Here is a 22070-nt window from a genome sequence, read left to right as displayed (position 1 = left end):
TACTGAGTGAGTAGTTTGCGCGGATCGTCCGCCGCGTCGCAGGACGAGGGGGAGCGGAGCGGTGCGGGCGTCAGGCCGGGCGGCGCGCCGCCCGCGACTCGCGCCGCAGGTAGACCAGCCCGAGCACCGGCAGCACGAGGGGGACGAAGCCGTACCCCGACCCGTACCCGGACCAGACCGTCGAGCGCGGGAAGGCCTGCGCGTCGGCGAGGCTGAGGGTCCCGACGGTCAGGACGCCCAGCAGCTCGACGCTGCACGCCACCCACGCCACGCGCCGCCAGCGCGCACCGGACCGGCCCAGACCCACCGTCGCGAGGACGTAGACGACGCCGGCGACGGCGGACAGCAGGTAGGCCAGCGGGGCCTCGTGGAAGTCGGTCGCGATCTGGACGCCCGCGCGCGAGACGGCGGCGACGGCGAAGACGGCGTACAGCGCGACGAGGACGCGCCCCAGCCCCGTCGTGCGACCCGGACGACCCGGCGTCCGCCCCGGGGTGCTCACCGGGTCACCGAGAAGAGCAGCAGCGCCCGGTAGGCGATGACGACGACGGCGAAGCAGGCGACGGCGAGGACGAGCGTGCTGGGCCGCGAGCGGTCCGCCAGCGCCCAGAAGGTGCCGGCGGGGATGATGAAGGGGGCCACCACGAGGTAGGCGACGGACGTCGCCAGCTCGACGGGGCGGGTGCCGGTGGCCAGCGCCACGAGGCCGTCGACGACGGTGGCGAGCACGGACAGCTCGACCACGGTCAGGCCGGTGAGCAGCGCCCTGCCGACGCGGCGGTCGCGGGCGACGGTGAGGACGGCCCACCCGCACAGGACCAGGCACAGCGCGCACGTGATCGCGACGAGGACACCGGACACGGGGGTGAACTCTACGGGGGCGGGAATCGTGCGCCGAGCCCGGTAGTTGCAGGTGCACATGGATCTGTTCTCGTCCGTCGCCCTGGGCGACCTCACCCTGCCCAACCGCCTCGTGATGGCCCCCCTGACGCGCACCCGCGCGGGGGCCGGGGGCGTGCCGAACGACCTGCTCGTCGAGCACTACTCCCAGCGGGCCGGCACGGGCCTCATCGTCTCCGAGGGCACCTACCCCAGCCACGAGTCGCGCTCCTACCCCGGCCAGCCCGGTCTCGTGACCGACGAGCAGCAGGAGGGGTGGCGGCGGGTCGCCGAGGGCGTGCACGCCGCCGGCGGGCGCATCGTCGTCCAGGTCATGCACGGCGGGCGCGTCTCGCACACCGACATCACCGGCACCGACCGCATCGTCGCCCCGAGCGCGATCGCCGTCTCCGGCGAGGCTCGCACGCCGCTGGGCAAGAAGCCCTACCCCGTCCCGCACGCGCTGACCACCGCCGAGGTCGACGACGTCGTCGCCGACTTCGTGGCCGCCTCCCGCCGCGCGGTGGACGCCGGCATCGACGGCGTGGAGATCCACAGCGCCAACGGGTACCTGCTGCACGAGTTCCTCGCCCCCGGCGCCAACCAGCGCACCGACGAGTACGGCGGGTCGCCGGCGAACCGCGCCCGCCTGACCGTCCGCGTCGCGCAGGCCGTGGCCGCGGAGATCGGCGCCGGCCGCGTCGGCGTCCGCGTCTCCCCCGCGCACAACATCCAGGACGCCTGGGAGAAGGACCCCGCCGACGTCGAGGAGACCTACACCCACCTGGCCGAGCAGCTGCAGCCGCTGGGGTTGGCGTACCTGAGCGTCCTGCACGCCGAACCCGCGGGTGAGTTCGTCCAGGGTCTGCGCAAGCGCTTCGGCGGCCCGCTCATGGTGAACACCGGGTTCGCGCAGGCGACCACGCGCGAGGAGGCGACCGGCTACCTCGCCGACGGCGTCGCCGACGTCGTGGCCGTGGGCCGGGCCGTCATGGCCAACCCGGACCTGGTCGCCCGCTGGCAGGGCGGGCACCCGGAGAACGTCCTGGACCAGAGCACCGTGTACAGCGAGGGCTCTCGCGGCTACACCGACTACCCGTTCCTGCCGGGGACGCCCGCGTGAGGTGAGCTCCCGGGGGCGGCCGGGGGGCGGGGAGGCGGTGGCTCGGTTACGTTCCGCGGGTGCCTGAACTCCCCGAGGTCGAATCGGCCCGCCAGGTCGTCGAGGCGGGCGGTCTGCACCGCGAGATCGCCGACGTCGACGACCGCGACACGTACGAGTGCCGCCCCCACGCGCCGGGTGACCTGCGCACCGCCCTCGTCGGCCGTTCGCTGACGGCGGCGCACCGGCAGGGGAAGTCGATGTGGTGCGACACCTCGGGCGACGGGCCGGCCCTCGGCATCCACCTCGGCATGAGCGGTCGCATCGTCATCACCTCCCCCGCGGGGGACCGGGTCGTCGGCGGCGACTACGAGGGCACGCCGAAGGTGCCGCGCGTCCAGAAGGACGAGTGGTACCGCTTCACGCTGACCTTCGCCGACGGCGGCACCCTGCGGTTGCTCGACAAGCGACGGCTGGGGCGGGTGCGCCTCGACCCGGACCTGTCCGCCCTCGGCCCGGACGCCGAGCACGTCGAGCGGGACGTGTTCCGCGAACGGGTCGGACGCGGGACGGCTCCCCTCAAGGCGCGCCTGCTGGACCAGTCCGTCGTCGCGGGCATCGGGAACCTGCTGGCCGACGAGGTGCTGTGGCGAGCCCGGCTCGACCCGCGCACCCCTGCGGGTGAGCTGCGCACCGACGAGCTCGACGAGCTGCGCCGGCAGCTGCGGGCCGGCATCCGGCACGCGGTGAAGCACGGCGGCGTCCACACCGGCGAGGTCGTCCCGCACCGGAAGTCCGGGGAGCACTGCCCGCGGTGCGGGGCGGGGATGGTGCGGGCCACGGTGGGCGGCCGCACGACGTGGTGGTGCTCGAAGGAGCAGGGCGCCGCCTAGCGGTCCCGGTCCCCGCCGAGGGCGGAGGTGAGGGTGTCGACGTCCGGCAGGGCGGCGCGTTCCTCGGCGGGCAGGCAGTCGTAGGTGTACCCGACGAACGCCGTGCCGTGGCCGAACTCCGTGAGCGTGTCCTGCAGGCGGTCCACGAGCGACTGCTCCAGGTCGGAGTCCGGGGCGGGGAGCTGGGCGGCGACGTTCGACGGTGCCTCCCCCTCGCGGCGGTGCAGCACGGTCGCCAGGTGGTGCTGCAGGACGTTGCGGGACCAGCCCCGTTGGACCGGGAAGGCCGCACGCAGATCGGCGGCGAAACGGTCGACCACCTCGGCCCCCCACCCGGCGTCTGCTGCCGATCCAGCACGTCCCGCCCGATCGACCGGTGCAGCCGCAGCAGCTCGGTGTTGGCGGCACGAGCAGCGCGGACCCGGGTCGTCCGGACTCGTCGCTCCACCTGCTCGAGCAGCTCCCCGTCGTCGTCGGGGAGGTCGGAAGGGCGCTGGGGGCTGTCCGCGGTCACGGGTCGCGCCCTGCACGAGGGGTTCGACGGGAACTCGGCGCACACGGCCGGCTACCGGCGCGCGAACCCCCGCCGCGACGTCTCGACGTGCCTGACCATCGCCAACCCGGCCTTCGCCTCGTCGCCCGTGGCGATGGCGGCGACGACCCGGCGGTGCTCGGTCCAGGCGCGGTGCCCCTGCTGGGGGACGGTGGTGGCGTAGGCCCACTGGATCTGCTCGCTCACGCGGCGCAGGACGAGGGTCATGCTGCGCGACCCGGACAACCGGGCGACGGTGCCGTGGAACCGGGAGTTGAGCTCCGCCCCGAGGACGGGGTCGTCGGAGTCGAGCGAGGCGAACCCCGCCTCGACGATCTCCGTCAGCTCCTCGACGACGGCGGTCTCCCCCGCCGCGACGCGGCGGGCGCACCGGCCCGCGGTGATCTCCTCGACGACGCAGCGGACGGAGTACAGGTCGGTGAGGTCGTCGACGGGGACCTGCGCGACGCGGGCGCCGGCGTTGGGGCGCAGCTCGACGAAACCCTCGCCGGCCAGCGCGCGCAGCGCCTCCCGCACCGGCACCCGCGAGGTGCCGTACCGGTCCACCAGGGCCGTCTCCGTCAGCCGCGTCCCCGGCGGGAAGAACCCGCCGAGGACGTCGCGCCGCAGCTCCTCGGTGACCCGCTCCGCCGACGACCCCACGCTCAGGCCGCCGCCCGGCCGGGGATCGCCGACAGCAGCTGAGCGGTGTACTCCTCGCGGGGGTGGTCGAACACGTCCCCGATCATGCCCTGTTCCACGACCCGCCCGGACCGCATGACGAGGACCTGGTGGGCCAGGTGCCGCGCGACGGCCAGGTCGTGCGTGATGAACAGGTACGTGAGCCCGAGGTCCTCCTGCAACCGCTCCAGCAGGTCGAGCACCTGCTGCTGCACGAGCACGTCCAGCGCGGACGTCGCCTCGTCGAGCACGACCACCTTCGGGTTCAGCGCCAGCGCCCGCGCGATGGCCACGCGCTGGCGCTGCCCGCCGGACAGTTCCGTCGGGCGGCGCTGCGCCGTCGTCCGGCTCAGCGACACCTGGTCGAGCAGTTCCCCGACGCGGGCCTTCCGGCTGCGGGTGTCCCCGACGCGGGCGATGCGCAGCGGTTCGTCGATGAGGCGTTCGAGCGTCTTCGTCGGGTCGAGGGACCCGAAGGGGTCCTGGAACACCGGCTGCACGTCGCGGCGGCCGCCGTCGACGACGACCCGCCCGCTCGTGGGGTCCTCGAGCCCGAGGACGAGCCGGGCCGTCGTCGTCTTGCCCGACCCGGACTCCCCCACGACGGCCGTCGTCGTCCCGGCGGGGACGCTGAAGGAGACCCCGTCAACGGCGCGCAGCCTCTCGCGCTGACCCCGGACCCGGTACTCCTTCACGAGGTCCTCCACGGCGAGCACGTCCTCACCGGTCCGCGCGGGCAGTTCGCGCGGGGCGGTCCGACCGGCCGTCGCGGGGGCCGCCGCGACGAGCGCGCGGGAGTACTCGGCGGCGGGCGCGCGCAGCACCCGACCCGCCGGCCCGGTCTCGACGACCCGGCCCTCGGACATCACCACGACGTCGTCGCACCGGTCCGCCGCCAGCGCCAGGTCGTGGGTCACGAGCAGCAGCGACGCCCCGCGCGCCGCGGTCAGCCGGTCGAGGTGGTCGAGGATCTGCCGCTGGACCGTCACGTCGAGCGCCGAGGTGGGTTCGTCGGCGATGAGGAGTTCGGGTTCGGCGGCCAGCGCCATCGCGATGAGGACGCGCTGGCGCATCCCGCCGGAGAACTCGTGCGGGTACTGCCGGGCGCGGCGGCCGGCGTCGGGGATGCCGGCCTCCTCGAGCAGTTCCACGGCGCGGTCCCGCGCGGCGGAACCCCTCGCCAGGCCGTGCATGGCGAGGGTCTCCGCGACCTGCCGGCCGACCCGGGCCGAGGGGTTGAGGTTCGACATCGGGTCCTGCGGCACGAGACCGATCCGCCGTCCGCGCAGGCGGCGCAACCGGTTCTCGTCCCGGTCGCGCAGGGCGGCCGTGATGTCGTCCCCGGCCACGACGACCCGACCGCCGGTGACGCGACCGGCGCCCTGGAGCAGACCCGTCACGGCGGCGGCCGTCGTCGACTTGCCCGACCCCGAGGCGCCGACGACGGCGACGCGGTGCCCGCGGCGGACCGTCACGTCGACCCCGTGCAGGACCGTGGTGGCGCCGTAGGCGACCTGCAGACCCTCCACCTGCAGCAGTTCCGCGTCCTCGGTCACCCCGTTCACCGCCCCACCGCGTAGCCCTGGGCGCCGCGGGAGTTCGCGGCGGCGTGCAGGACACCCGTGTCCGGGTCGCGTCCCGCGCAGGTCAGGCGGCCCAGGGACCAGTCCCCGGACCGGGTCACGACGTGCCCGCGCTCGGTGAGACCGGCGATGACGTCCTCACCGATCCGGCCCTCGACGACGGCGCCGCCGGGCGTCCAGGTCCGCGGCCAGAACGAGCCGGGCATCGACGTGGTGTGCAGGGCGGGTGCGTCGATCGCCTGCTGCGGCTCGTACCCGCCGACGAGGGTGCGCAGCAGGTACAGCAGCTGCCACTGGTCCTGCTGGTCCCCGCCGGGGGTTCCCACCGCCTCGACGGGGACCCCGCCGCGCAGCAGCAGCGTCGGGGTCAGCGTCGTGCGGGGACGTTCCCCCGGGCGCAGCGCGGAGGGCGAGTCCTCGTCGAGCCACGTCATCTGCAGGCGCGACCCGAGGCAGAACCCGAGTTCGGGGACGGTCGGGGACGACTGCAGCCAGCCGCCCGAGGGCGTCGCGGACACGACGTTGCCCCACCGGTCGACGACGTCGACGTGGCAGGTGTCGCCCCGCGTGGTGCCCGTGCTCTCGACGGTGGGTTCACCCACCGTCGGTTCCCCGACGCCCACGGCGGAGGGGGCGTCGGTGCGCAGGGGCGGGACGTGCGGCGTCCGGCCCCCCGGGGACCCCGGGCGGAACTCGTGCGAGGCGCGGTCGGTGATGAGCGCGCGGCGGGTCGCGGCGTACTCCTCGGACAGCAGCTCCGCCAGCACGTCCGGGTCGGCCGCCGAGCCGTACCAGGCGTCGCGGTCGGCCAGGGCGAGCTTGAGCGCCTCCAGGACGGTGTGCGCGCCGCGGACGGTCGAGGGGTCCAGGTCGGCGTCGTCGAACCCGTCGAGGATCCGCAGCGCCTGCAGCAGCACGGGCCCCTGCCCGAACGGCCCGGTCTTGGCGACCGTCGTCCCGCGGAACTCGATCGTGGTGGCCGGTTCGTACCCGGCCGAGAACGCGGCCCAGTCGGAGGTCTCGAGCACGGCGGCGTGGTCGGTGCCCGAGGAGTGCCGGTGCGGGGTGCGGAGGAACTCCACGGCTTCGCGGGCGACGAACCCCTCGCGCCACTCGCGGCGGAACGCCTCGATCCGCTCGACGCGCGACCCGGCGTCCTTCCCCGCGTCCACCAGCCGCTGCAACGTCCGCGCCCACGCCGGGTTCGTGACGACGTCCCCGGCCCGCGGGACCCGGCCCTGCGGCATCCACAGCGCCGCCGAGCTCGGCCAGTGCTCCCGGAACAGGTCGGCCACCGACGCGATGGTCGTGCCGACCCGGCCGACGACGGGGTGCCCGTCGCGGGCGTACCCGATGGCCGGTTCGAGGACGTCGGCGAGTTCCCACGTCCCGTGGTCGCGCAGCAGCACCATCCAGGCGTCGACGGCGCCAGGCACGGCCGCGGCGAGACCACCCGCGCCGGGGACCGTGTCGAGCCCTTCGGCGCGGTAGTGCGCGATGGTCGCGGCAGCCGGGGCGGGGCCCTGGCCGTTGAGGACGACGGGCGTCGGGTCCGTCGCGGTGGCGAACACGCCCGTCATGTCGCCGCCGGGCCCGTTGAGGTGGGGTTCGACGACGTGCAGGACGAACGCGGCCGCCACGGCGGCGTCGAACGCGTTCCCGCCGCGTTCCAGCACGGACTGACCCGTCGCGGAGGCCAGCCAGTGCGTCGAGGCCGTCATGCCGAACGTGCCGCGCAGGGTGGGGCGGGTGGTGTTCTCGATCGGGGGCGTGAAGCTCACCGGTGGTCTCCGCTCGGGTCGAGGGCGTCGCGCAGCGCGTCGCCGAAGAGGTTGAAGGCCAGGCAGACGAGGACGATCGCGAGGCCCGGGAAGAGCGCCGCCGTCGGCGCTCGGAAGATGTACTGCTGCGCGTCGGACAGCATGATGCCCAGGCTCGGGGTGGGCGGCTGGATGCCGAGGCCGAGGAACGACAGCAGCGCCTCGCCGATGACGACGGCCGGCACGATCACCGTGGCCTGCACGACGATCGAGGGGACGGCGTTCGGCAGCACGTGCGTGGCGAGGATGCGGACCCCGGAGGCGTCCATCGTCTTGGCGGCCAGCACGTACTCCGCGCCCCGCAGCCGCAGGGTCTCGGCGCGCACGACGCGGATCACCTGCGGCACGTGGGCGATCCCCAGGGCGATCGCGGCGTTGCCCAGGCTCGCCCCGCGGATCGCGGCCAGCCCGACGGCCAGGACGAGGAACGGGAACGCCAGCACGACGTCGGTCACGCGGGACACCACGGCGTCCAGCCCGCGCCAGTACCCGGCGGCCAGGCCGAGCGGCGTCCCGACGACGACCGACAGCACGACGGCCAGCAGCGCCACCTGCAGCGAGGCCCGCAGGCCGAACAGGATGCGGGACAGCACGTCGCGGCCGAGGTCGTCGGTCCCGAGCCAGAACCCCACGGTGCGGGGGACCTGGAACGGGGTCTCGAAGTGGACCTGCGTCGGCGGGTACGGCGCGAGGACCGGGGCCAGCAGGGCGGCGAGGACGACGAGGGCGGCCAGCACCGTCCCCACGACGCCGGCGGGGTTGCGCAGCAGGCGCCGCAGGACGAGCCCGCGGCTGGACCCGAGGTCCACCTCGAGCCGGTCGTCGGTCTGGACGGTCTGGCTCATCGGGCACCTCCGGCGACGCGGATGCGGGGGTCCAGGACGGTGTAGAGCAGGTCGACCACCAGGTTGATGACGACGTAGGCGAGGGTCACGACGAGCACGACGCCCTCGATGACGGGGTAGTCGCGGCTGAACACCGAGTCCAGCGTCAGCTTCCCGAACCCGGGCAGGCCGAAGATCCGCTCGGTGACGACGGCCCCGGAGATCAGCCCGCCGAGCTGCAGGCCCACGAGCGTCACGACGACGACGAGGGAGTTGCGCAGCGCGAACCGCAGGACGACGGCCGAGCGCGAGGCCCCCTTGGCGCGGGCGGTGCGGACGTAGTCGGCCGAGAGGTTCTGCAGCATCGACGCGCGGGTCTGCCGCATGACGACGGCGGCGATCCCCGCGCCGAGGATGACGGCCGGCAGGGTCAGGTGGTGCAGGGCCCGCAGCGGGTCCTGCACCGGCGAGACGTACCCGGAGGCGGGGAACCAGCCGAGCCCGACGGCGAGGTAGAGGATCGCCAGCAGCCCCAGCCAGAAGCTCGGCACGGACAGGCCCAGCAGCGAGAGCCCGTTGACGCCCGCCTCGGCCCAGGTCCCCCGCCGGACGGCGGCGACGACGCCCATCGCCAGGCCGAACGCGACGGCGAACAGCATGGCGTAGACGGACAGCCAGACCGTCACCGGCAGCGTCGCGCCGATGAGCTCGGTGACGGGCGTCCCCGTGCGCACCGAGGTCCCCAGGTCGCCGGTCAGCGCGTTCGTGAGGAACCTCCAGTACTGCACCCAGACCGGCTGGTCCAGGCCGAGGTCGGCGCGCACGGCGGCCAGCGCCTCGGGTGTCGCCTCCTCGCCGGCGACGGCCAGCGCGGGGTCGCCGGGCAGGGCGCGCACACCGGCGAAGACGACCATCGAGGCGAGCACGAGCGTCACGACGCTCTGCCACAGCCGGGACAGCAGGAAACGTCCCATCACTCACTCTCCTGGAGGAAGGCGGCGCGCCCGAGGCGGACGACACCGTCGGCGTAGGTCTCGACACCGGCCACGGCGTCCTCACCGGAACCGACGTACCCGGTGATGCTGCGCACCCGGTACAGGTAGACGATCGGGTTGTCCCGCTGCACGATCGTGACGACCTGGCCGTAGAGGTCGGCGCGCGTCGCGGGGTCGGTGCTCTGGGCGGCCTGCTTCAGCAGCGCGTCCACCTCGGGGTCGGAGTACCCGGAGTAGTTGTTGCCCGCGCCGGTGGTGAGGAAGTTCGAGGAGTTCCCGTGCGGGTCGACGCGACCGGACCACCCGAGCTGGACGGCCTCGAAGTCACCGGAGGACTGCTGGTCCAGGAGGGTGGAGTACTCCACCGGTTCGATGTCGATGGCGAAACCCGCCTCCTGGACGCTGGCCTGCAGGGCCTGGGAGAACCGGAGGGTGTCCGCCGTGTTCGACGCCGACAGCCGGATCCGGTACGGCAGGTCCACGCCGGCCTCGGTGAGCAGCTGCTTCGCCCGCGCCGGGTCGTGCGGCGGGCAGGCGTCCGAGGCCTCGGTGGCGTACGTGCTGTCGGGTGAGATGAACGAGCAGGCCGGTTCGTACCAGTCGTTGAACACCGAGTTCACGAGCGCCTGCCGGTCGACGGCGAGGGAGAACGCCTCGCGGACGCGGGGATCGGTCGCCAGCGGGGTGTCGATGCGGCCCGGGGGGTTCCCGACGCCGTCGGTGTTGCCGAGGTTGAACGTGACCCCCTGGTACCCGAACGACCCGGTCTGCAGCAGGCCGATGCCCTTCTCCTGCGCCAGCGCGTCGACGTCCTGCGGGGACAGGCTGTCGGCGACCTGGACGTCGCCGGAGCGCAGGTTCGCGGCGCGGATGTTGGCGTCCGTCATGATCCGGTAGGTGATGCTGTCGAGGTGGACGTCGTCGGCCGCGTAGTAGTCCGGGTCGCGCTCGACGGTGATCGACGTCTGCGGGACGCGGTCGACGAACTTCATGGGCCCGACGCAGGTCGGGTGGTCCCCGAAGTCGGCGCCGAGCTCGGCGAGCGCCGCCGGTGACATGATCATCCCGGCGCGGTCGGCGAGGGAGGCGGCCAGCGGGGCGAAGGGTGTCTCGTAGCGGACGACGACGGTGGAGGGGTCGGCCGCCTCGACGTCGCTGACGGGCCCGAGTTCGCTCTTGCGGGTGCTCGTCTCGAGGGTGAGGTTCCGTTCGAGGGTCGTGACGACGGCCGCGGCGTCGAGCGGGGTGCCGTCGGCGAACCGGACGCCGGACCGGACGGGGATCGTCACGGTGAGACCGTCGGGGGACGTCGTGGGCAGGGCGGCGGCGAGCTGCGGCACGAGGTTCCCCTCGGCGTCGATGTCGTAGAGCTTCTCGCAGATCGCGTTCATCACGTACCGCGTGTAGAGCGAGGACGACGTCGTGGGGTCGAGCCGGTCGGGTTCGGCCGACAGGGCCATGACGAGGTCCCCGCCGTCCCGGACGGGCCGGTCCCCGATCGCGACGCCGGTGACGTCCTCGCGCTCGGGCGCCTCGCCGACGGGTTGCACGGGCACGCAGGCCGCCAGTCCCAGCACCGGGACGGCGAGGGCGGCGGGCAGGAGACGGAGCAGTGCTGGTCGGGCAGTCATCGCGAACCTCTCGCCGGTCGGACTCAGCAGCGGAACGTATACAATCGGAGCACCGTACCCTTCCTGTGTTTCCCCGGTGTTTCACCACGCCCCGGGTTCTGAGTCCGCCGAGCAGGAGAGCGCGATGCCCCCCGAGAAGACCGCCGCACCGTCCACGACCGCAGCCGGGTCCGGCCCGCGACGGACGTCCTGGCACCTCGCGCTGATGCTCGTGCTGACGTTCTCGACCGGGATCGTCGACGCCGTCGGCTACCTGGGCCTGGACCGCGTCTTCACGGCCAACATGACGGGCAACGTCGTCATCCTGGGCATGGCGCTCACCGGGTCCGAGGACCTTCCGATCGTCGGGCCCGTGCTGGCGCTCGTCGGCTTCCTCGCCGGGGCGGCGCTCGTGGGGCGCGTGCTGCGCACGGCCGCGACGGGCTGGACGACCGCGTCCACCTGGGTCTTCGCCGTCGTGGGGGTCGTCCTCGCGGGCCTGGCCGTCGCGTCGTCCCTCATCAGCGGCCTGCCCGTCGAACAGGGGACGACCCCGCCGCCGGCGGCCCTGGCGGTCACGGCCGTGCTGGGCGTCGCGATGGGCGGTCAGGCCGCCGCCGCCCGCCGGCTGGCCGTCAAGGACGTCACCACGGTCGTCGTGACCTCGACGCTGACGGGGCTGGCGGCGGACTCCCGGCTGGCCGGCGGCACGGGAGACGGCTGGCGCCGCCGCCTCGGGGCCGTCGTCCTCATCCTCGCGGGAGCGGCGGCCGGGGCGGCGCTGCTGCGCCTGCACCCCGGCGCCGGCCTCGGCGTCGCCGCGGGCATCTCCCTCGTGGCCGCCGTCCTGGGCCACCTGCGGGCGCACGCCACCCGCTGACGCTCACACGGGGAAGCGGACTCCCGTCAGCTCCTCCGAGACCGCCCACAGCCGCTGCCGGACACCGAGGTCGTGGGACTGCGGGCTGGAGGCGACCTGGCGGGGCAGCCCGCGGGACTCTCCCGGGCCGCCCGGCCCGAAGTACTGCCCGCCCAGGACGGCCGGGTCGGTCGCGGCCCGCAGCGTCGGCAGCGCTCCCTTGTCCGCCGGCTGCGTCAGCAGTCCCCCGAGCCGGTCCATCGCCGTGCGCACGAGCGCCGGGGAGTTCCGGGCGAGCTCGGTGTTCGAGACCCCCGGGTGGGCGGCGACGGCGATCGTGCCGGCGCCGCGGGCGGCGAGCCGGCGCTGCAGCTCGTAGGTGAACAGCAGGTTGGCGAGCTTGGACTGCCCGTAGGCGCCGACGCGCGAGTACGACCGCTCCCACTGCAGGTCGTCGAAGTGGATCGCGGCGCGGATGCGGTGGGCCAGGCTGCTGACCGTCACCACCCGGGAGCCGTCCACCGGCAGCAGGGCGTCGAGCAGCAGACCGGTGAAGGCGAAGTGCCCCAGGTGGTTCGTGCCGAACTGCAGCTCGAACCCGTCCTGCGTCGTCTTCTTCTGCGTGTACATGACACCGGCGTTGTTCACCAGCAAGTCCACGCGGGGGTGCGCTGCCCGCACCGCCTCCGCCGCCTCCCGGACCGACGCCAGCGACGACAGGTCCAGCCGCTGGACCGAGACCTCCCCCGGCATCCGGGCCGCGGCCGCCGAGCCCTTCTCGACGTCGCGGACGGCCAGCACCACCGTCGCGCCGCGGGCGGCGAGGACCTTCGCGGTCTCGAAGCCCAGGCCGGTGTTGGCTCCGGTGACGACCGCCACCCGGCCGTGCTGGTCGGGTACGTCGCCGGCCGTCCACCGCGTGCTGCTCACGTCGTCTCCCTCGGGTCCGCGCACCCGGGTCGGTGCGGCCACAGGGCGATCATGCGCCTGGTGCTCGTGGGGCGCGTCCTCAGTCCGGCGGCCCGGCGAGCCGGCGCGCGTCCCGCTCCTCCTCCGCCGAGAACCCCTCCCAGTCGTGCGCGCGGTGGGCGTCGGCCTGCGCCTGGATCCACGCCTGGTGGGCCTCCCACGCGCTCTGCTTGGTGACACCCGTCGCCGCGGCGATCTGCGACCAGGACGCCCCGGCCGCCCGTGCGGCGCGCACGGCGAGCTGGCGACCGTAGGACGCCTTGCGGGACAGCACCTCCCCGAGCGCGAGCAGTTCCAGCGCCTCGTGCCGCGGGAGGTGCACGCCGCCCTCGGCGGGCGGGGCGGACCCCAGGAGCGCGTGCCGCAGGCGCAGGTCGTCGTACCGGTGCGCCGCGGTGAGCAGGGTGTGCTCGCGTTCGAGCTCCTGCGCGGTCGTCTGGACGGTCATCATCGCCTCCCCGTTCGTCGTCAGGCCAGCCTGACGCTCGTCCGGGGGAACCGCAAGACCCGGCTCACCAGGGCACGACGCCCCGCCGGTCGGCGAACGTCCCGGTCGGTCCGTCGTCGGGCAGCGTCGCGAGCTGCACGACCGCGTCGGTGCCCTCGGTGACGCTCTGCGCGCCGTCGCCGCCGTTGAGGTCGGTGCGGGTGTAGCCGGGGTCGGCGGCGTTGACGAGGACCCCGGGCAGGGCGCGGGCGAACTTCAGGGTGAGCATCGTCAGGGCGCTCTTGGACACCGCGTACGCCGGCGGCGTGATCCGCCAGTCGAACAGGTCCATCTCCAGCGTGCGGGCGAAGGAGCCCACGGTCGAGGAGACGTTGACGACCCGCGGGTGCGCCGAGTCGTGCAGCAGCGGGACGAACGCGTTGGTGACGCGCAGGACGCCGAGGAGGTTCACGTCCAGCAGCGCGGCGAGCTCGCTGGCAGTGAGCTCCTCGACCGGCATGACCGCGCTGTTGACGCCGGCGTTGTTGACGAGGACGTCCAGGCGGCCGTGCTCGCGGCGCACCCGCTCGGCCGCGGCGTCGACGCTGGCCTGGTCGGTCACGTCGAGCGGCAGCCAGGTCACGCCCAGCTCCTCGGCGGCGGCCCGTCCGCGCTCGGGGTCGCGTGCGCCGAGGAGGACGGTGTGGCCGAGCTCGGCGAGGCGGCGGCAGGTCTCGCGGCCGATGCCCTTGTTGCCGCCGGTGACGAGGACGACGGAAGAGGTGGTGGTCATGGCGACCACCCTCGACCGGACGGCCGGGCCGGGGAAGGCGCCGTCGGTCGGGGGGACCGGCGGTACCACCCGGGGCAGGATGACCCCGTGACGACGAGGACGACGGGTCCGGTCCAGAGCCCGGCGCTGGGTGGCCTGCTGCGGGGGTTCCGGCGCGGCTGCACCGTGGAGGGCACCGGGTTCGCCCGCGGCACCCGCCGGACCCCGGGGCTGCGCCGCGAGGAGCTCGCACTGCTGGCCGGTGTCTCCGTCGACTACCTCGTCCAGCTCGAGCAGGGGCGGGCGGCGCGGCCGTCGGCGCCGGTGGTCGCCGCGCTGGCCCGGGCCCTGCGCCTGACCGACGACGGCACCGCGCTCCTGCACCGCGCCGCCGGCCTCGCCGCGCCGACGGGTTCCGTCCGGCGCGAGGTGCCCGCCGCGGCGGAGCGGCTGGTCGAGCGGCTCGGCCCGCTGCCGGCCGCCGTCTACTCGGCGGACTGGTGGCTGCTGCGCTGGAACGCCGCCTGGACGGTGCTGCTGGGCGACCCGCTCGCCCAGCGGGGACGGCAGCGGAACGTCGTCTGGCACGAGATGGTCGAGCCGAACCCCCGCGTGTGGCGGGAGCCGGCGCAGGACGAGGTGTTCCGCGACGCGATCGTCGGGGACCTGCGGGTGGCGCTCGTGGAACACCCCGACGACGCCGAGCTGGTCGACCTGGTCGAGGCCCTGACCGGGCGCAGCCCCGAGTTCGTGGAGCGCTGGACGTCGGCCCGCCCGGCCCGCTACCGGGGGATGCGCAAGCGCGTCGACCACGCCGGGGTCGGGGCCCTGACGCTGGACGGTGACGTGCTGGAGGTCCCCGGCGGCGACGTGCGCGTCGTCGTGTACTCCGCCGCCCCGGGCTCGGCCGACGCCGAGCGCCTGACCCGCCTCACCGGGGGCGGTGGCGGGGGCGCTGCGGGCGGTGCAGCATCATCGGCACGACCGATGCGAGCCTGACCAGCCGGAGCCCAGGAGTGACGAGGAAGCCATGACGAACCCCCGCGCAGGACAGCACGCCCAGCCCTCCGACCTCATCGACGTCTCGCACGTCGTCACGGCCTACTACGCGACGAAGCCCGACCCGTCCGAGGTCGGCCAGCGCGTCGCCTTCGGCACCTCGGGGCACCGCGGGTCCAGCCTCGACGCCGCGTTCAACGAGGACCACATCCTCGCCACGACGCAGGCGATCGTCGACTACCGCCGCGAGCAGGGCTACGACGGCCCGCTCTTCCTCGGCCGCGACACGCACGCCCTGTCCGAGCCCGCGTGGGTGTCCGCGCTGGAGGTCCTCGGCGCCAACGACGTCACCGTCCTCGTCGACGACCGCGACTCCTGGACGCCGACGCCGGCGGTCTCGCACGCGATCCTCGCCGCGAACCGCGACGGCCGGGCGATCCGCACGACGGGGTCCGGCCTGGCCGACGGGATCGTCGTCACCCCCTCCCACAACCCGCCGCGCGACGGCGGGTTCAAGTACAACCCGCCGAACGGCGGCCCGGCCGACACCGACGCGACCGGGTGGATCGCGGCGAAGGCGAACGCCTACCTGGAAGCCGGGCTCGACGGCGTCCGCCGCGTCCCGTTCGCCAGGGCCCGCGCCGCGGCGCAGGGCTACGACTTCCTCGGCACCTACGTCGACGACCTGCCGAACGTCCTGGACATCGACGCCGTCCGCGACGCGGGCATCCGCATCGGGGCCGACCCGCTCGGCGGGGCGAGCGTGGAGTTCTGGCAGGCCGTCGCCGACCGGCACCGCCTGGACCTGACGGTCGTGAACCCGCTGGTGGACCCGACGTGGCGGTTCATGACGCTGGACTGGGACGGCAAGATCCGGATGGACTGCTCCTCCCCCTCGGCGATGCACTCCCTCATCGACCGGCGCTCGGAGTTCCAGATCGCGACGGGCAACGACGCCGACTCCGACCGGCACGGCATCGTCACCCCCGACGCGGGACTGATGAACCCCAACCACTACCTCGCCGTCGCGATCCAGTACCTGTTCTCCTCGCGCCAGGACTGGCCCCGGAGCGCCGCGATCGGCAAGACGCTCGTGTCGAGCTCGATGATCGACCGCGTCGCGGAGTCGCTGGGCCGCACCCTGTTGGAGGTCCCGGTCGGGTTCAAGTGGTTCGTCCCGGGCCTGCTCGACGCCTCCGTCGGGTTCGGCGGCGAGGAGTCCGCCGGGGCCTCGTTCCTGCGCAAGGACGGGTCGGTGTGGAGCACCGACAAGGACGGCATCCTGCTGGCGCTGCTGGCCTCGGAGATCACCGCCGTCACCGGCCGGACGCCCAGCGAGCACTACGGCGACCTCGTGGAGGAGTTCGGGCGCCCGCAGTACGTCCGCTCCGACGCCGCCGCCACGCGCGAGCAGAAGGCCACGCTGTCGAAGCTGTCGGCCGACCAGGTGTCCGCGACGGAACTGGCCGGGGAACCCATCGTGAGCAAGCTCACCGAGGCGCCGGGCAACGGCGCGAAGATCGGCGGGTTGAAGGTCGCGACGGAGTCGGCGTGGTTCGCGGCACGCCCGTCCGGCACCGAGGACGTCTACAAGATCTACGCGGAGTCCTTCAAGGGCGCCGACCACCTGCGCCACGTCCAGCACGAGGCGCAGGAACTGGTCGACGGGGTCCTGTCCGGGAAGTAGCGGTCCGAGCAGCTGCACGGGAGTCGCATGACGAGGATCGACGCGTGGACGTGGGCGGTCCGGCTCTACAAGAGCCGGTCGCTCGCGTCCGCCGCGGTGAAGGCGGGGCACGTCCGGGTCAACGACGAACGGGCGAAACCCGCGACGAGCGTCCACGTCGGGGACGTCGTGACGGTTCGGGCCGAGGGGTACGACAAGGTCTTCGAGGTCGTCCAGTTGCTGGACAAGCGCGTGGGTGCTCCCCTGGCCCAGGCGGCGTACGTGGACCACTCCCCGCCCCCGCCCCCCAAGGACGAGTTCTTCGGCGCGTTCGGCGTCCGCGACCGCGGCGCCGGCCGGCCGACGAAGCGGGACCGCCGCGAGATGGACGACCTGCGAGGACGACGGTGACGTACCCGGACCTGCCCACCCTGGAGCAGTTGACCACCGCTCAGCGGCGCGGTGACGACCTCGCGGACGCCGTGGCCGACGCCGTGCACGACGACCCCGCGGTCCGCGGGCAGTTCGCCCGCGCGCTGCGGGAGGGCTCGTCGTCGGCGGCGCACCCGGCGGTCCGCGCGTTCGTCGCCGAACAGGAACGGGTGGCGGCCGCGGGCGAGGCGGACCTGCTGGCGGCCGGGGCCCGCGCGACGTTCACGGCCCCGCTGGCGGTGCACGTGTTCGACACGGGCGCGGGTGCGCTCATCAGCTCCTACCGGCCCCCGGGCCCCGCGGCCGTCCTCACCGGCACCGGGCGGCTCGTGCACGGCACCCAGCACCGACTGACCGAGACCGCGCGGTGGCTCTCGGCCGCCTCACTGCCCGGTGGTCTCGTCCGCGGCGCCGAGGGCTGGGTCATGACGGCCTGGGTCCGCCTGGGGCACGCGGTGGCCCGCCGTGACGTCCAGCGGGCCTCGGCGTCCCCCGACGGGGTCGTCCCGATCAGCCAGATGGACTCGGTGCGGACGTGGCTGGACTTCACCGTCGTCGCACCGCGCTCCGCGCACCGGCTGGGGTTCGCCGTCACCGACGCCGAGTACGCGCAGTTCCTCACCTACTGGCAGTTCCTCGGATCGCTGCTGGGGGTGGAACCGCAGCTCATCGCGGGCGCCGTCGACCGGCGCTCGGCCGGCGAGCTCCTGCGCCGCGTCGACGCGCTCACCGGCCCCCCCTCGCAGGACTCGCGTGTCCTCACCGAGGCCGGGATCGAGGCCCTCGCCGTTGGCCTGCGCGACCTCGTCCGCGTCCCGCTGGGGCCGGGACGGATCGCGGCCCGCACCGTGGCGCGCCACCTGCAGGGTCCGGACCTCGGCCGCGCGCTGGGGCTGGGTGACCCCGCTCCGCAGGACCGGATCGTCCCCGTGGCCGCGGCCGTGAACCGGGCCGGGCAGACGCTGCTGCGCCGCTCGGACCGGGTCTGGAACGCGGTGGTGGAGCTGAACGTGTGGACGAACCGCCGGTTCCTGCGCGAGAGCGCCGAGCTCGTCGCGTGATCGGACGGACGAGGGTGGAGGACCTGCCCAAGGCGGAGCTGCACGTCCACCTCGAGGGGACGCTGGAGGCCGACCACCTCCTGGAGCTGGCGCGGCGGCACGACGTCGCGCTGCCGTGGCGCTGCGTGGAGGAGGTGCGCGCCGCGTACGCGTTCACCGACCTGCAGTCCTTCCTCGACGTGTTCTTCGTCGGGTGCCGGGTGCTGCGCGAGCGGGGCGACTTCGCTGACCTCACCCACCGCTACCTGCTGCGCGCGGCGGCCGACGGCGTGGTCCGGGCCGAGGTTTTCTTCGGGGTCCAGACGTTCCTCGGGCTCGGGGTCCCCCTGGCCGACCAGCTCGACGGGATCTTCGAGGGGTTCGACCGCGCGCGGGCCGAGACGGGCATCGACGCCGCGCTCATCACCTCGGCCCAGCGCCACCGCACCGAGGACGACGCCCTGGCGATGGTGGACGCCGTCATGCCGTGGGCGGACCGGATCGTCGGGTTCGGTCTCGGGTCGACCGAGATCGGGAACCCGCCGTCGGGGTTCGCGCGGTACTTCGCTACCGTCCGGGACCGGGGTTTCCGCGCCACCGCCCACGCCGGGGAGGAGGGCGGCCCCGACTACGTGCGGGAGGCCCTCGACGTCGGTGTCGAACGGATCGACCACGGTGTCCGGTCCGTGGAGGACCCCGACCTGGTGGCGCGGCTGGCCCGCGAGCAGGTGCCGCTCACGGTCTGCCCGCTGTCGAACCAGCGGCTGCAGGTGACGCCCGACCTGGCGACGCACCCGTTGCGGACGCTCCTGGACGCCGGCGTCCTCGTCACCGTGAACTCCGACGACCCCAGCTACTTCGGCGGCTACGTCGCGGACAACTACCGCGCCGTGCGCGACGCCCTCGACCTCACCGACGGCGAGCTGGAACACCTGGCGCGCAACAGCCTCAGCGCGACCTGGGCAGGTCCGCCAGCCACGCCTTGACCTCGGCGAGGGTGAGGACGGGCCCGGCGGCGCCGAAAGCGATGCGGGCGTCCTTCTCCCCCGGTTTCCCGCTCGTCAGCAGGTAGCCGGGGTGCCGGTTCGTCGGCGCCTCCAGGGTCCAGCCCTTGCGGGACGCCTCGCGGCGCAGAGTCGCGAACTCCTCGTCGTCCGCCCCGCTCACGAGGCCACCGCGCACGCGGAGGGGTAGGCCCGGTACGCCTGACCGGCGCGGATGACGTCGTCGAGCTTGTCCCGCGTCGCCGTCAGCTCCTCCAGCTGGGCCTGCACGCGCTCCCGCTCGGCCAGCAGCCGGTCCTGCATCTCATCGGTCAGGATCCCGTGGTCCATGCACGGCAGGATCCGCAGGACGGCCTTGCTGGCGAGCCCGGCGGCGTAGAGGTTCTGGATGAACCGGACCCGCTCGACCGCGGAGTCCGGGTAGTGGCGCTGCCCACCCGGGCTGCGCTCGGACTGCAGCAGCCCCTGCTCCTCGTAGTACCGCAACGCCCGGACGCTGACCCCCGAGCGCTTCGCGACCTCACCGATGCGCACTGCTTCACCCTCCTGGTGGAACCGACTGCCGACACGGACTTGACCCTGACGTCGACGTCAGGTCCTAGCGTACCTCGCATGACGACCCACACCGCTCTGGTCACCGGCGCCAACCGCGGCATCGGCCGGGCCTTCGCCACCGAACTGCTCGCCCGCGGCGCCACCGTCTACGCCGCCGCCCGCCGTCCCGAGAGCATCGACCTGCCCGGGGTCACGCCCGTCGCCGTCGACATCACCGACCCCGCCTCGATCGCCGCCGCGGCGGAACTGGCCGGGGACGTCGACCTGCTCGTCAACAACGCCGGGATCTCCACCGGGTCGACCCTGCTCGGCGACCTCGACGGCGTCCGCGCCGAGATGGACGTGAACTTCTGGGGAACCCTGTCCATGGTCCGCGCCTTCGCCCCCGTGCTCGCCGCCAACGGCGGCGGGACGATCGTCAACGTCGCCTCCGCCCTGTCCTGGTTCTCCTTCCCCGGCGCCGGCGCCTACGCCGTCTCCAAGGCCGCGAACTGGAACATGAGCAACGCCCTGCGCATCGAGCTGGCCGGCCAGGGGACCCGCGTCGTCTCCGTCCACCTGGGCGCCGCGGACACCGACATGATCCGCGACTACGACGGCCCCAAGACCGCCCCCGCCGACGTCGCCACCCGCACCCTGGACGCCGTGGCGGCCGGGGCGTTCGAGGTCGTCGTCGACGACTGGAGCGAGATGGTGAAGGCGTCGCTGGCGAAGGACCCGCGGGAGTTCTACGGGCAGCACCTTCCGGCCTGACGACGACCTCGATCCGCCGGTCCGACCGTTCGCCCGGAGTTGTCCCGCGGGTCACCTGGCCTGCGCACAGCGGGAGCACACTCCGGGCATGGCCACCCCCACCGACCGCCGCACGTTCCTCACCGCGACGGGCGCCGTCGCCGGGCTCGCCGCCGCCACCAGTGCGGGGGTGAGCCCCGCGGCGGCGAGCAGCGGACGCCACCGCGACGACGACCCGTTCACCCTCGGCATCGCCTCCGGCGACCCGACGGCGGACGGCGTCGTCCTGTGGACCCGACTGGCCCCGGAACCGTTCACGGCCGACGGGGGCATGGGCCACCGCACCGTCCCGGTGGAGTGGCGGGTCTGCACCGACGAGGCCATGCGGTGCGAGGTGGCCCGCGGTCGCGCCCTGGCCACCCCGGAACTCGCGCACTCGGTGCACGTCGAGGTCGTCGGGCTGCGGCCCGACCGCGAGTACCACTACCAGTTCCGGTACCGCCGGGCCGTGTCGCCCGTCGGCCGCACCCGCACCCTGCCGTCCGCGCGGTCCTGCCCGGCAGAGCTGCGCTTCGCGTTCGTCTCCTGCCAGGACTTCGCGTACGGGTACTACCCGTCCTACGCGGACATCGCCGCACAGGACCTCGGATTCGTCCTGCACCTCGGCGACTACGTCTACGAGGGCGACGTCGACGCCCGCGGCGGGTACCGCGATGCACCCGTCCCCGAACCCGCCCGGGCCGCGCCCCGGACGCTGGAGCAGTGGCGGTACCGGTACTCCCTCTACAAGAGCGACCCGCAGCTCCAGGCCGCGCACGCCCGGCACCCGTTCGTCGTGACGTGGGACGACCACGAGGTCGCCAACGACTACGCGGGGACGGCTGCGGAGGGGCGACCGGACCTCGCCGCCGTCCGGGCCGCCGCGTACCAGGCGTACTACGAGCACCAGCCCCTGCGCCGGGCGTCGATCCCCCGCCCCGACGGCGGGTTGCGGCTGCACCGGGGTCTGGAGTTCGGCACCCTCGCCTCCGTGAGCGTCCTCGACGGACGGCAGTACCGCACCGTCCCCGCCGGGACCTGGGGCGAGGGGCCCGAAGTGCGGGACCCCGCCGCCACGATGCTCGGCCGCGAGCAGGAACGGTGGCTGGACCGCCGCCTCCACGCCTCCCGCGCCCGGTGGAACGTCCTGGGCAACGACGTGATGGTCGCCGGTCTCGACCACGACGGCCCGACCGGCGACGTCGTGTGGCACGACTCGTGGGACGGCTACCCCGTCGCCCGCGAACGCCTCTTCCGGTCGCTGGAGAGTTCCCGGGTGTCGAACCCGGTGTTCGTCACGGGCGACTGGCACTCGACGTTCGTCAGCGACGTCCACCGGCAGGTCGAGCGCCCCGGCGATTCCCCCGTCATCGCGACGGAGTTCGTCGGCACCTCGATCTCCTCCAACGGCGACGGCGAGGTGTACGGGCCCTACTACGGCCCGATGATCGCCTACAACCCGCAGGTGCGGTTCTTCGACGGGGACCGCCGCGGTTACGTCCGCTGCACCGTGACACCCGGGCAGTGGCGGACGGAGCTGCGGATGACCCCGACCGTGTCGACGCCCGACGCACCCACGCAGACGTGGCGGGAGTTCGTCGTCGAGGACGGCCGACCCGGCGCCCAGGAGGTCTGACCCCTCGGGGTCAGGACCCAC

General features: G+C 74.1%; 24 protein-coding genes. 10 read left to right on the top strand and 14 right to left on the bottom strand.

The annotated features are described in order from the left end of the window. Positions 1–70 precede the first annotated feature (70 nt). Positions 71–502, bottom strand: coding sequence for a hypothetical protein (locus AB2L28_RS20385; RefSeq protein ID WP_370720829.1), 432 nt, complete (start codon positions 500–502; stop codon positions 71–73). Next, positions 499–861: a hypothetical protein gene (locus AB2L28_RS20380; RefSeq protein WP_370720828.1), complete on the bottom strand. Its 363-nt coding sequence runs from the start codon at positions 859–861 to the stop codon at positions 499–501. The genes AB2L28_RS20385 and AB2L28_RS20380 overlap by 4 nt, the downstream gene beginning before the upstream one ends. Positions 862–919: 58 nt before the next feature. On the opposite strand from AB2L28_RS20380, the gene AB2L28_RS20375 reads away from it, so the two are divergent. Together AB2L28_RS20375 and AB2L28_RS20370 are read left to right on the top strand one after the other, a co-directional pair. Beyond that, a complete protein-coding gene (locus AB2L28_RS20375) occupies positions 920–2002 on the top strand; it encodes an alkene reductase (RefSeq protein ID WP_370720827.1) in 1083 nt (360 codons plus the stop codon). Between the two features lie 59 nt (positions 2003–2061). Beyond that, the gene (locus AB2L28_RS20370; RefSeq protein WP_370720826.1) at positions 2062–2874 is read left to right on the top strand and encodes an Fpg/Nei family DNA glycosylase; all 813 of its coding nucleotides are present in this window, start codon (positions 2062–2064) and stop codon (positions 2872–2874) included. On the opposite strand, the gene AB2L28_RS20365 is transcribed toward AB2L28_RS20370, so the two are convergent. The 7 genes from AB2L28_RS20365 to AB2L28_RS20335 form a co-directional block, all read right to left on the bottom strand. Beyond that, a complete protein-coding gene (locus AB2L28_RS20365; protein WP_370720825.1) occupies positions 2871–3194 on the bottom strand; it encodes a hypothetical protein in 324 nt (107 codons plus the stop codon). The genes AB2L28_RS20370 and AB2L28_RS20365 overlap by 4 nt on opposite strands. A gap of 245 nt (positions 3195–3439) precedes the next feature. Continuing rightward, entirely contained in the window at positions 3440–4069 is a 630-nt protein-coding gene (locus AB2L28_RS20360; protein WP_370720824.1) for a GntR family transcriptional regulator, read from the bottom strand. 2 nt (positions 4070–4071) lie between these two features. Further along, entirely contained in the window at positions 4072–5643 is a 1572-nt protein-coding gene (locus AB2L28_RS20355) for a dipeptide ABC transporter ATP-binding protein (protein ID WP_370720842.1), read from the bottom strand. Between the two features lie 5 nt (positions 5644–5648). Continuing rightward, positions 5649–7391 (bottom strand): gamma-glutamyltransferase family protein, encoded by a 1743-nt coding sequence (locus tag AB2L28_RS20350; protein ID WP_370720841.1) that lies wholly within the window; start codon positions 7389–7391, stop codon positions 5649–5651. Between the two features lie 56 nt (positions 7392–7447). Beyond that, the gene (locus AB2L28_RS20345) at positions 7448–8335 is read right to left on the bottom strand and encodes an ABC transporter permease (protein ID WP_370720823.1); all 888 of its coding nucleotides are present in this window, start codon (positions 8333–8335) and stop codon (positions 7448–7450) included. Next, positions 8332–9288, bottom strand: coding sequence for an ABC transporter permease (locus tag AB2L28_RS20340; RefSeq protein WP_370720840.1), 957 nt, complete (start codon positions 9286–9288; stop codon positions 8332–8334). Before AB2L28_RS20340 ends, AB2L28_RS20345 begins: the two co-directional genes overlap by 4 nt. Further along, positions 9288–10940: an ABC transporter substrate-binding protein gene (locus tag AB2L28_RS20335; protein ID WP_370720822.1), complete on the bottom strand. Its 1653-nt coding sequence runs from the start codon at positions 10938–10940 to the stop codon at positions 9288–9290. Before AB2L28_RS20335 ends, AB2L28_RS20340 begins: the two co-directional genes overlap by 1 nt. A gap of 124 nt (positions 10941–11064) precedes the next feature. On the opposite strand from AB2L28_RS20335, the gene AB2L28_RS20330 reads away from it, so the two are divergent. Then, positions 11065–11799 carry a YoaK family protein gene (locus AB2L28_RS20330; protein WP_370720821.1) on the top strand — a complete coding sequence of 245 codons (735 nt, stop codon included), beginning with the start codon at positions 11065–11067 and terminating at the stop codon, positions 11797–11799. Between the two features lie 3 nt (positions 11800–11802). Here AB2L28_RS20330 and AB2L28_RS20325 read toward each other — a convergent pair whose 3' ends face one another. From AB2L28_RS20325 to AB2L28_RS20315, 3 genes are all read right to left on the bottom strand, one after another. Continuing rightward, a complete protein-coding gene (locus AB2L28_RS20325) occupies positions 11803–12708 on the bottom strand; it encodes an SDR family NAD(P)-dependent oxidoreductase (RefSeq protein ID WP_370720820.1) in 906 nt (301 codons plus the stop codon). Between the two features lie 79 nt (positions 12709–12787). Further along, a complete protein-coding gene (locus tag AB2L28_RS20320) occupies positions 12788–13195 on the bottom strand; it encodes a hypothetical protein (protein ID WP_370720819.1) in 408 nt (135 codons plus the stop codon). Positions 13196–13259: 64 nt separating this feature from the next. Continuing rightward, positions 13260–13967 carry an SDR family oxidoreductase gene (locus tag AB2L28_RS20315; protein ID WP_370720818.1) on the bottom strand — a complete coding sequence of 236 codons (708 nt, stop codon included), beginning with the start codon at positions 13965–13967 and terminating at the stop codon, positions 13260–13262. Between the two features lie 87 nt (positions 13968–14054). On the opposite strand from AB2L28_RS20315, the gene AB2L28_RS20310 reads away from it, so the two are divergent. From AB2L28_RS20310 to AB2L28_RS20290, 5 genes are read left to right on the top strand one after another with little or no spacing between them, the layout of a single operon-like run. Next, positions 14055–14945 (top strand): helix-turn-helix domain-containing protein, encoded by an 891-nt coding sequence (locus AB2L28_RS20310; protein WP_370720817.1) that lies wholly within the window; start codon positions 14055–14057, stop codon positions 14943–14945. Positions 14946–14976: 31 nt separating this feature from the next. Then, positions 14977–16632 (top strand): phosphoglucomutase (alpha-D-glucose-1,6-bisphosphate-dependent), encoded by a 1656-nt coding sequence (gene pgm, locus AB2L28_RS20305; protein WP_370720816.1) that lies wholly within the window; start codon positions 14977–14979, stop codon positions 16630–16632. A 27-nt stretch (positions 16633–16659) separates the two neighbouring features. Further along, positions 16660–17022 carry an RNA-binding S4 domain-containing protein gene (locus tag AB2L28_RS20300; protein ID WP_370720815.1) on the top strand — a complete coding sequence of 121 codons (363 nt, stop codon included), beginning with the start codon at positions 16660–16662 and terminating at the stop codon, positions 17020–17022. Next, a complete protein-coding gene (locus tag AB2L28_RS20295) occupies positions 17019–18104 on the top strand; it encodes an oxygenase MpaB family protein (protein WP_370720814.1) in 1086 nt (361 codons plus the stop codon). Before AB2L28_RS20300 ends, AB2L28_RS20295 begins: the two co-directional genes overlap by 4 nt. Beyond that, positions 18101–19069 carry an adenosine deaminase gene (locus AB2L28_RS20290; protein ID WP_370720813.1) on the top strand — a complete coding sequence of 323 codons (969 nt, stop codon included), beginning with the start codon at positions 18101–18103 and terminating at the stop codon, positions 19067–19069. Before AB2L28_RS20295 ends, AB2L28_RS20290 begins: the two co-directional genes overlap by 4 nt. Here the strand turns inward: AB2L28_RS20290 and AB2L28_RS20285 are convergent. Next, a complete protein-coding gene (locus AB2L28_RS20285; RefSeq protein ID WP_370720812.1) occupies positions 19032–19250 on the bottom strand; it encodes a hypothetical protein in 219 nt (72 codons plus the stop codon). The genes AB2L28_RS20290 and AB2L28_RS20285 overlap by 38 nt on opposite strands. Further along, entirely contained in the window at positions 19247–19621 is a 375-nt protein-coding gene (locus tag AB2L28_RS20280; protein WP_370720811.1) for a MerR family transcriptional regulator, read from the bottom strand. Before AB2L28_RS20280 ends, AB2L28_RS20285 begins: the two co-directional genes overlap by 4 nt. Positions 19622–19699: 78 nt before the next feature. On the opposite strand from AB2L28_RS20280, the gene AB2L28_RS20275 reads away from it, so the two are divergent. Continuing rightward, on the top strand, positions 19700–20395 hold the full coding sequence (locus tag AB2L28_RS20275) for an SDR family oxidoreductase (protein ID WP_370720810.1): 696 nt from the start codon (positions 19700–19702) through the stop codon (positions 20393–20395). Between the two features lie 88 nt (positions 20396–20483). Next, a complete protein-coding gene (locus AB2L28_RS20270) occupies positions 20484–22049 on the top strand; it encodes an alkaline phosphatase D family protein (RefSeq protein ID WP_370720809.1) in 1566 nt (521 codons plus the stop codon). The last annotated feature ends 21 nt before the right edge of the window (positions 22050–22070 follow it).

The organism is Kineococcus mangrovi (assembly GCF_041320705.1).
GTDB lineage: Bacteria > Actinomycetota > Actinomycetes > Actinomycetales > Kineococcaceae > Kineococcus > Kineococcus mangrovi.
This window is presented reverse-complemented; position numbering and strand designations above follow the sequence as displayed.

Bases quoted from the DNA above. Each gene is read 5' to 3' on its own strand.
- AB2L28_RS20375 (WP_370720827.1), top strand. From the start codon at position 920: ATGGATCTGTTCTCGTCCGTCGCCCTGGGCGACCTCACCCTGCCCAAC.
- AB2L28_RS20350 (WP_370720841.1), bottom strand. From the start codon at position 7,391: ATGACGGCCTCGACGCACTGGCTGGCCTCCGCGACGGGTCAGTCCGTG.
- AB2L28_RS20345 (WP_370720823.1), bottom strand. From the start codon at position 8,335: ATGAGCCAGACCGTCCAGACCGACGACCGGCTCGAGGTGGACCTCGGG.
- AB2L28_RS20340 (WP_370720840.1), bottom strand. From the start codon at position 9,288: ATGGGACGTTTCCTGCTGTCCCGGCTGTGGCAGAGCGTCGTGACGCTC.
- AB2L28_RS20335 (WP_370720822.1), bottom strand. From the start codon at position 10,940: ATGACTGCCCGACCAGCACTGCTCCGTCTCCTGCCCGCCGCCCTCGCC.
- AB2L28_RS20330 (WP_370720821.1), top strand. From the start codon at position 11,065: ATGCCCCCCGAGAAGACCGCCGCACCGTCCACGACCGCAGCCGGGTCC.
- AB2L28_RS20320 (WP_370720819.1), bottom strand. From the start codon at position 13,195: ATGACCGTCCAGACGACCGCGCAGGAGCTCGAACGCGAGCACACCCTG.
- AB2L28_RS20315 (WP_370720818.1), bottom strand. From the start codon at position 13,967: ATGACCACCACCTCTTCCGTCGTCCTCGTCACCGGCGGCAACAAGGGC.
- pgm (WP_370720816.1), top strand. From the start codon at position 14,977: ATGACGAACCCCCGCGCAGGACAGCACGCCCAGCCCTCCGACCTCATC.
- AB2L28_RS20300 (WP_370720815.1), top strand. From the start codon at position 16,660: ATGACGAGGATCGACGCGTGGACGTGGGCGGTCCGGCTCTACAAGAGC.
- AB2L28_RS20275 (WP_370720810.1), top strand. From the start codon at position 19,700: ATGACGACCCACACCGCTCTGGTCACCGGCGCCAACCGCGGCATCGGC.
- AB2L28_RS20270 (WP_370720809.1), top strand. From the start codon at position 20,484: ATGGCCACCCCCACCGACCGCCGCACGTTCCTCACCGCGACGGGCGCC.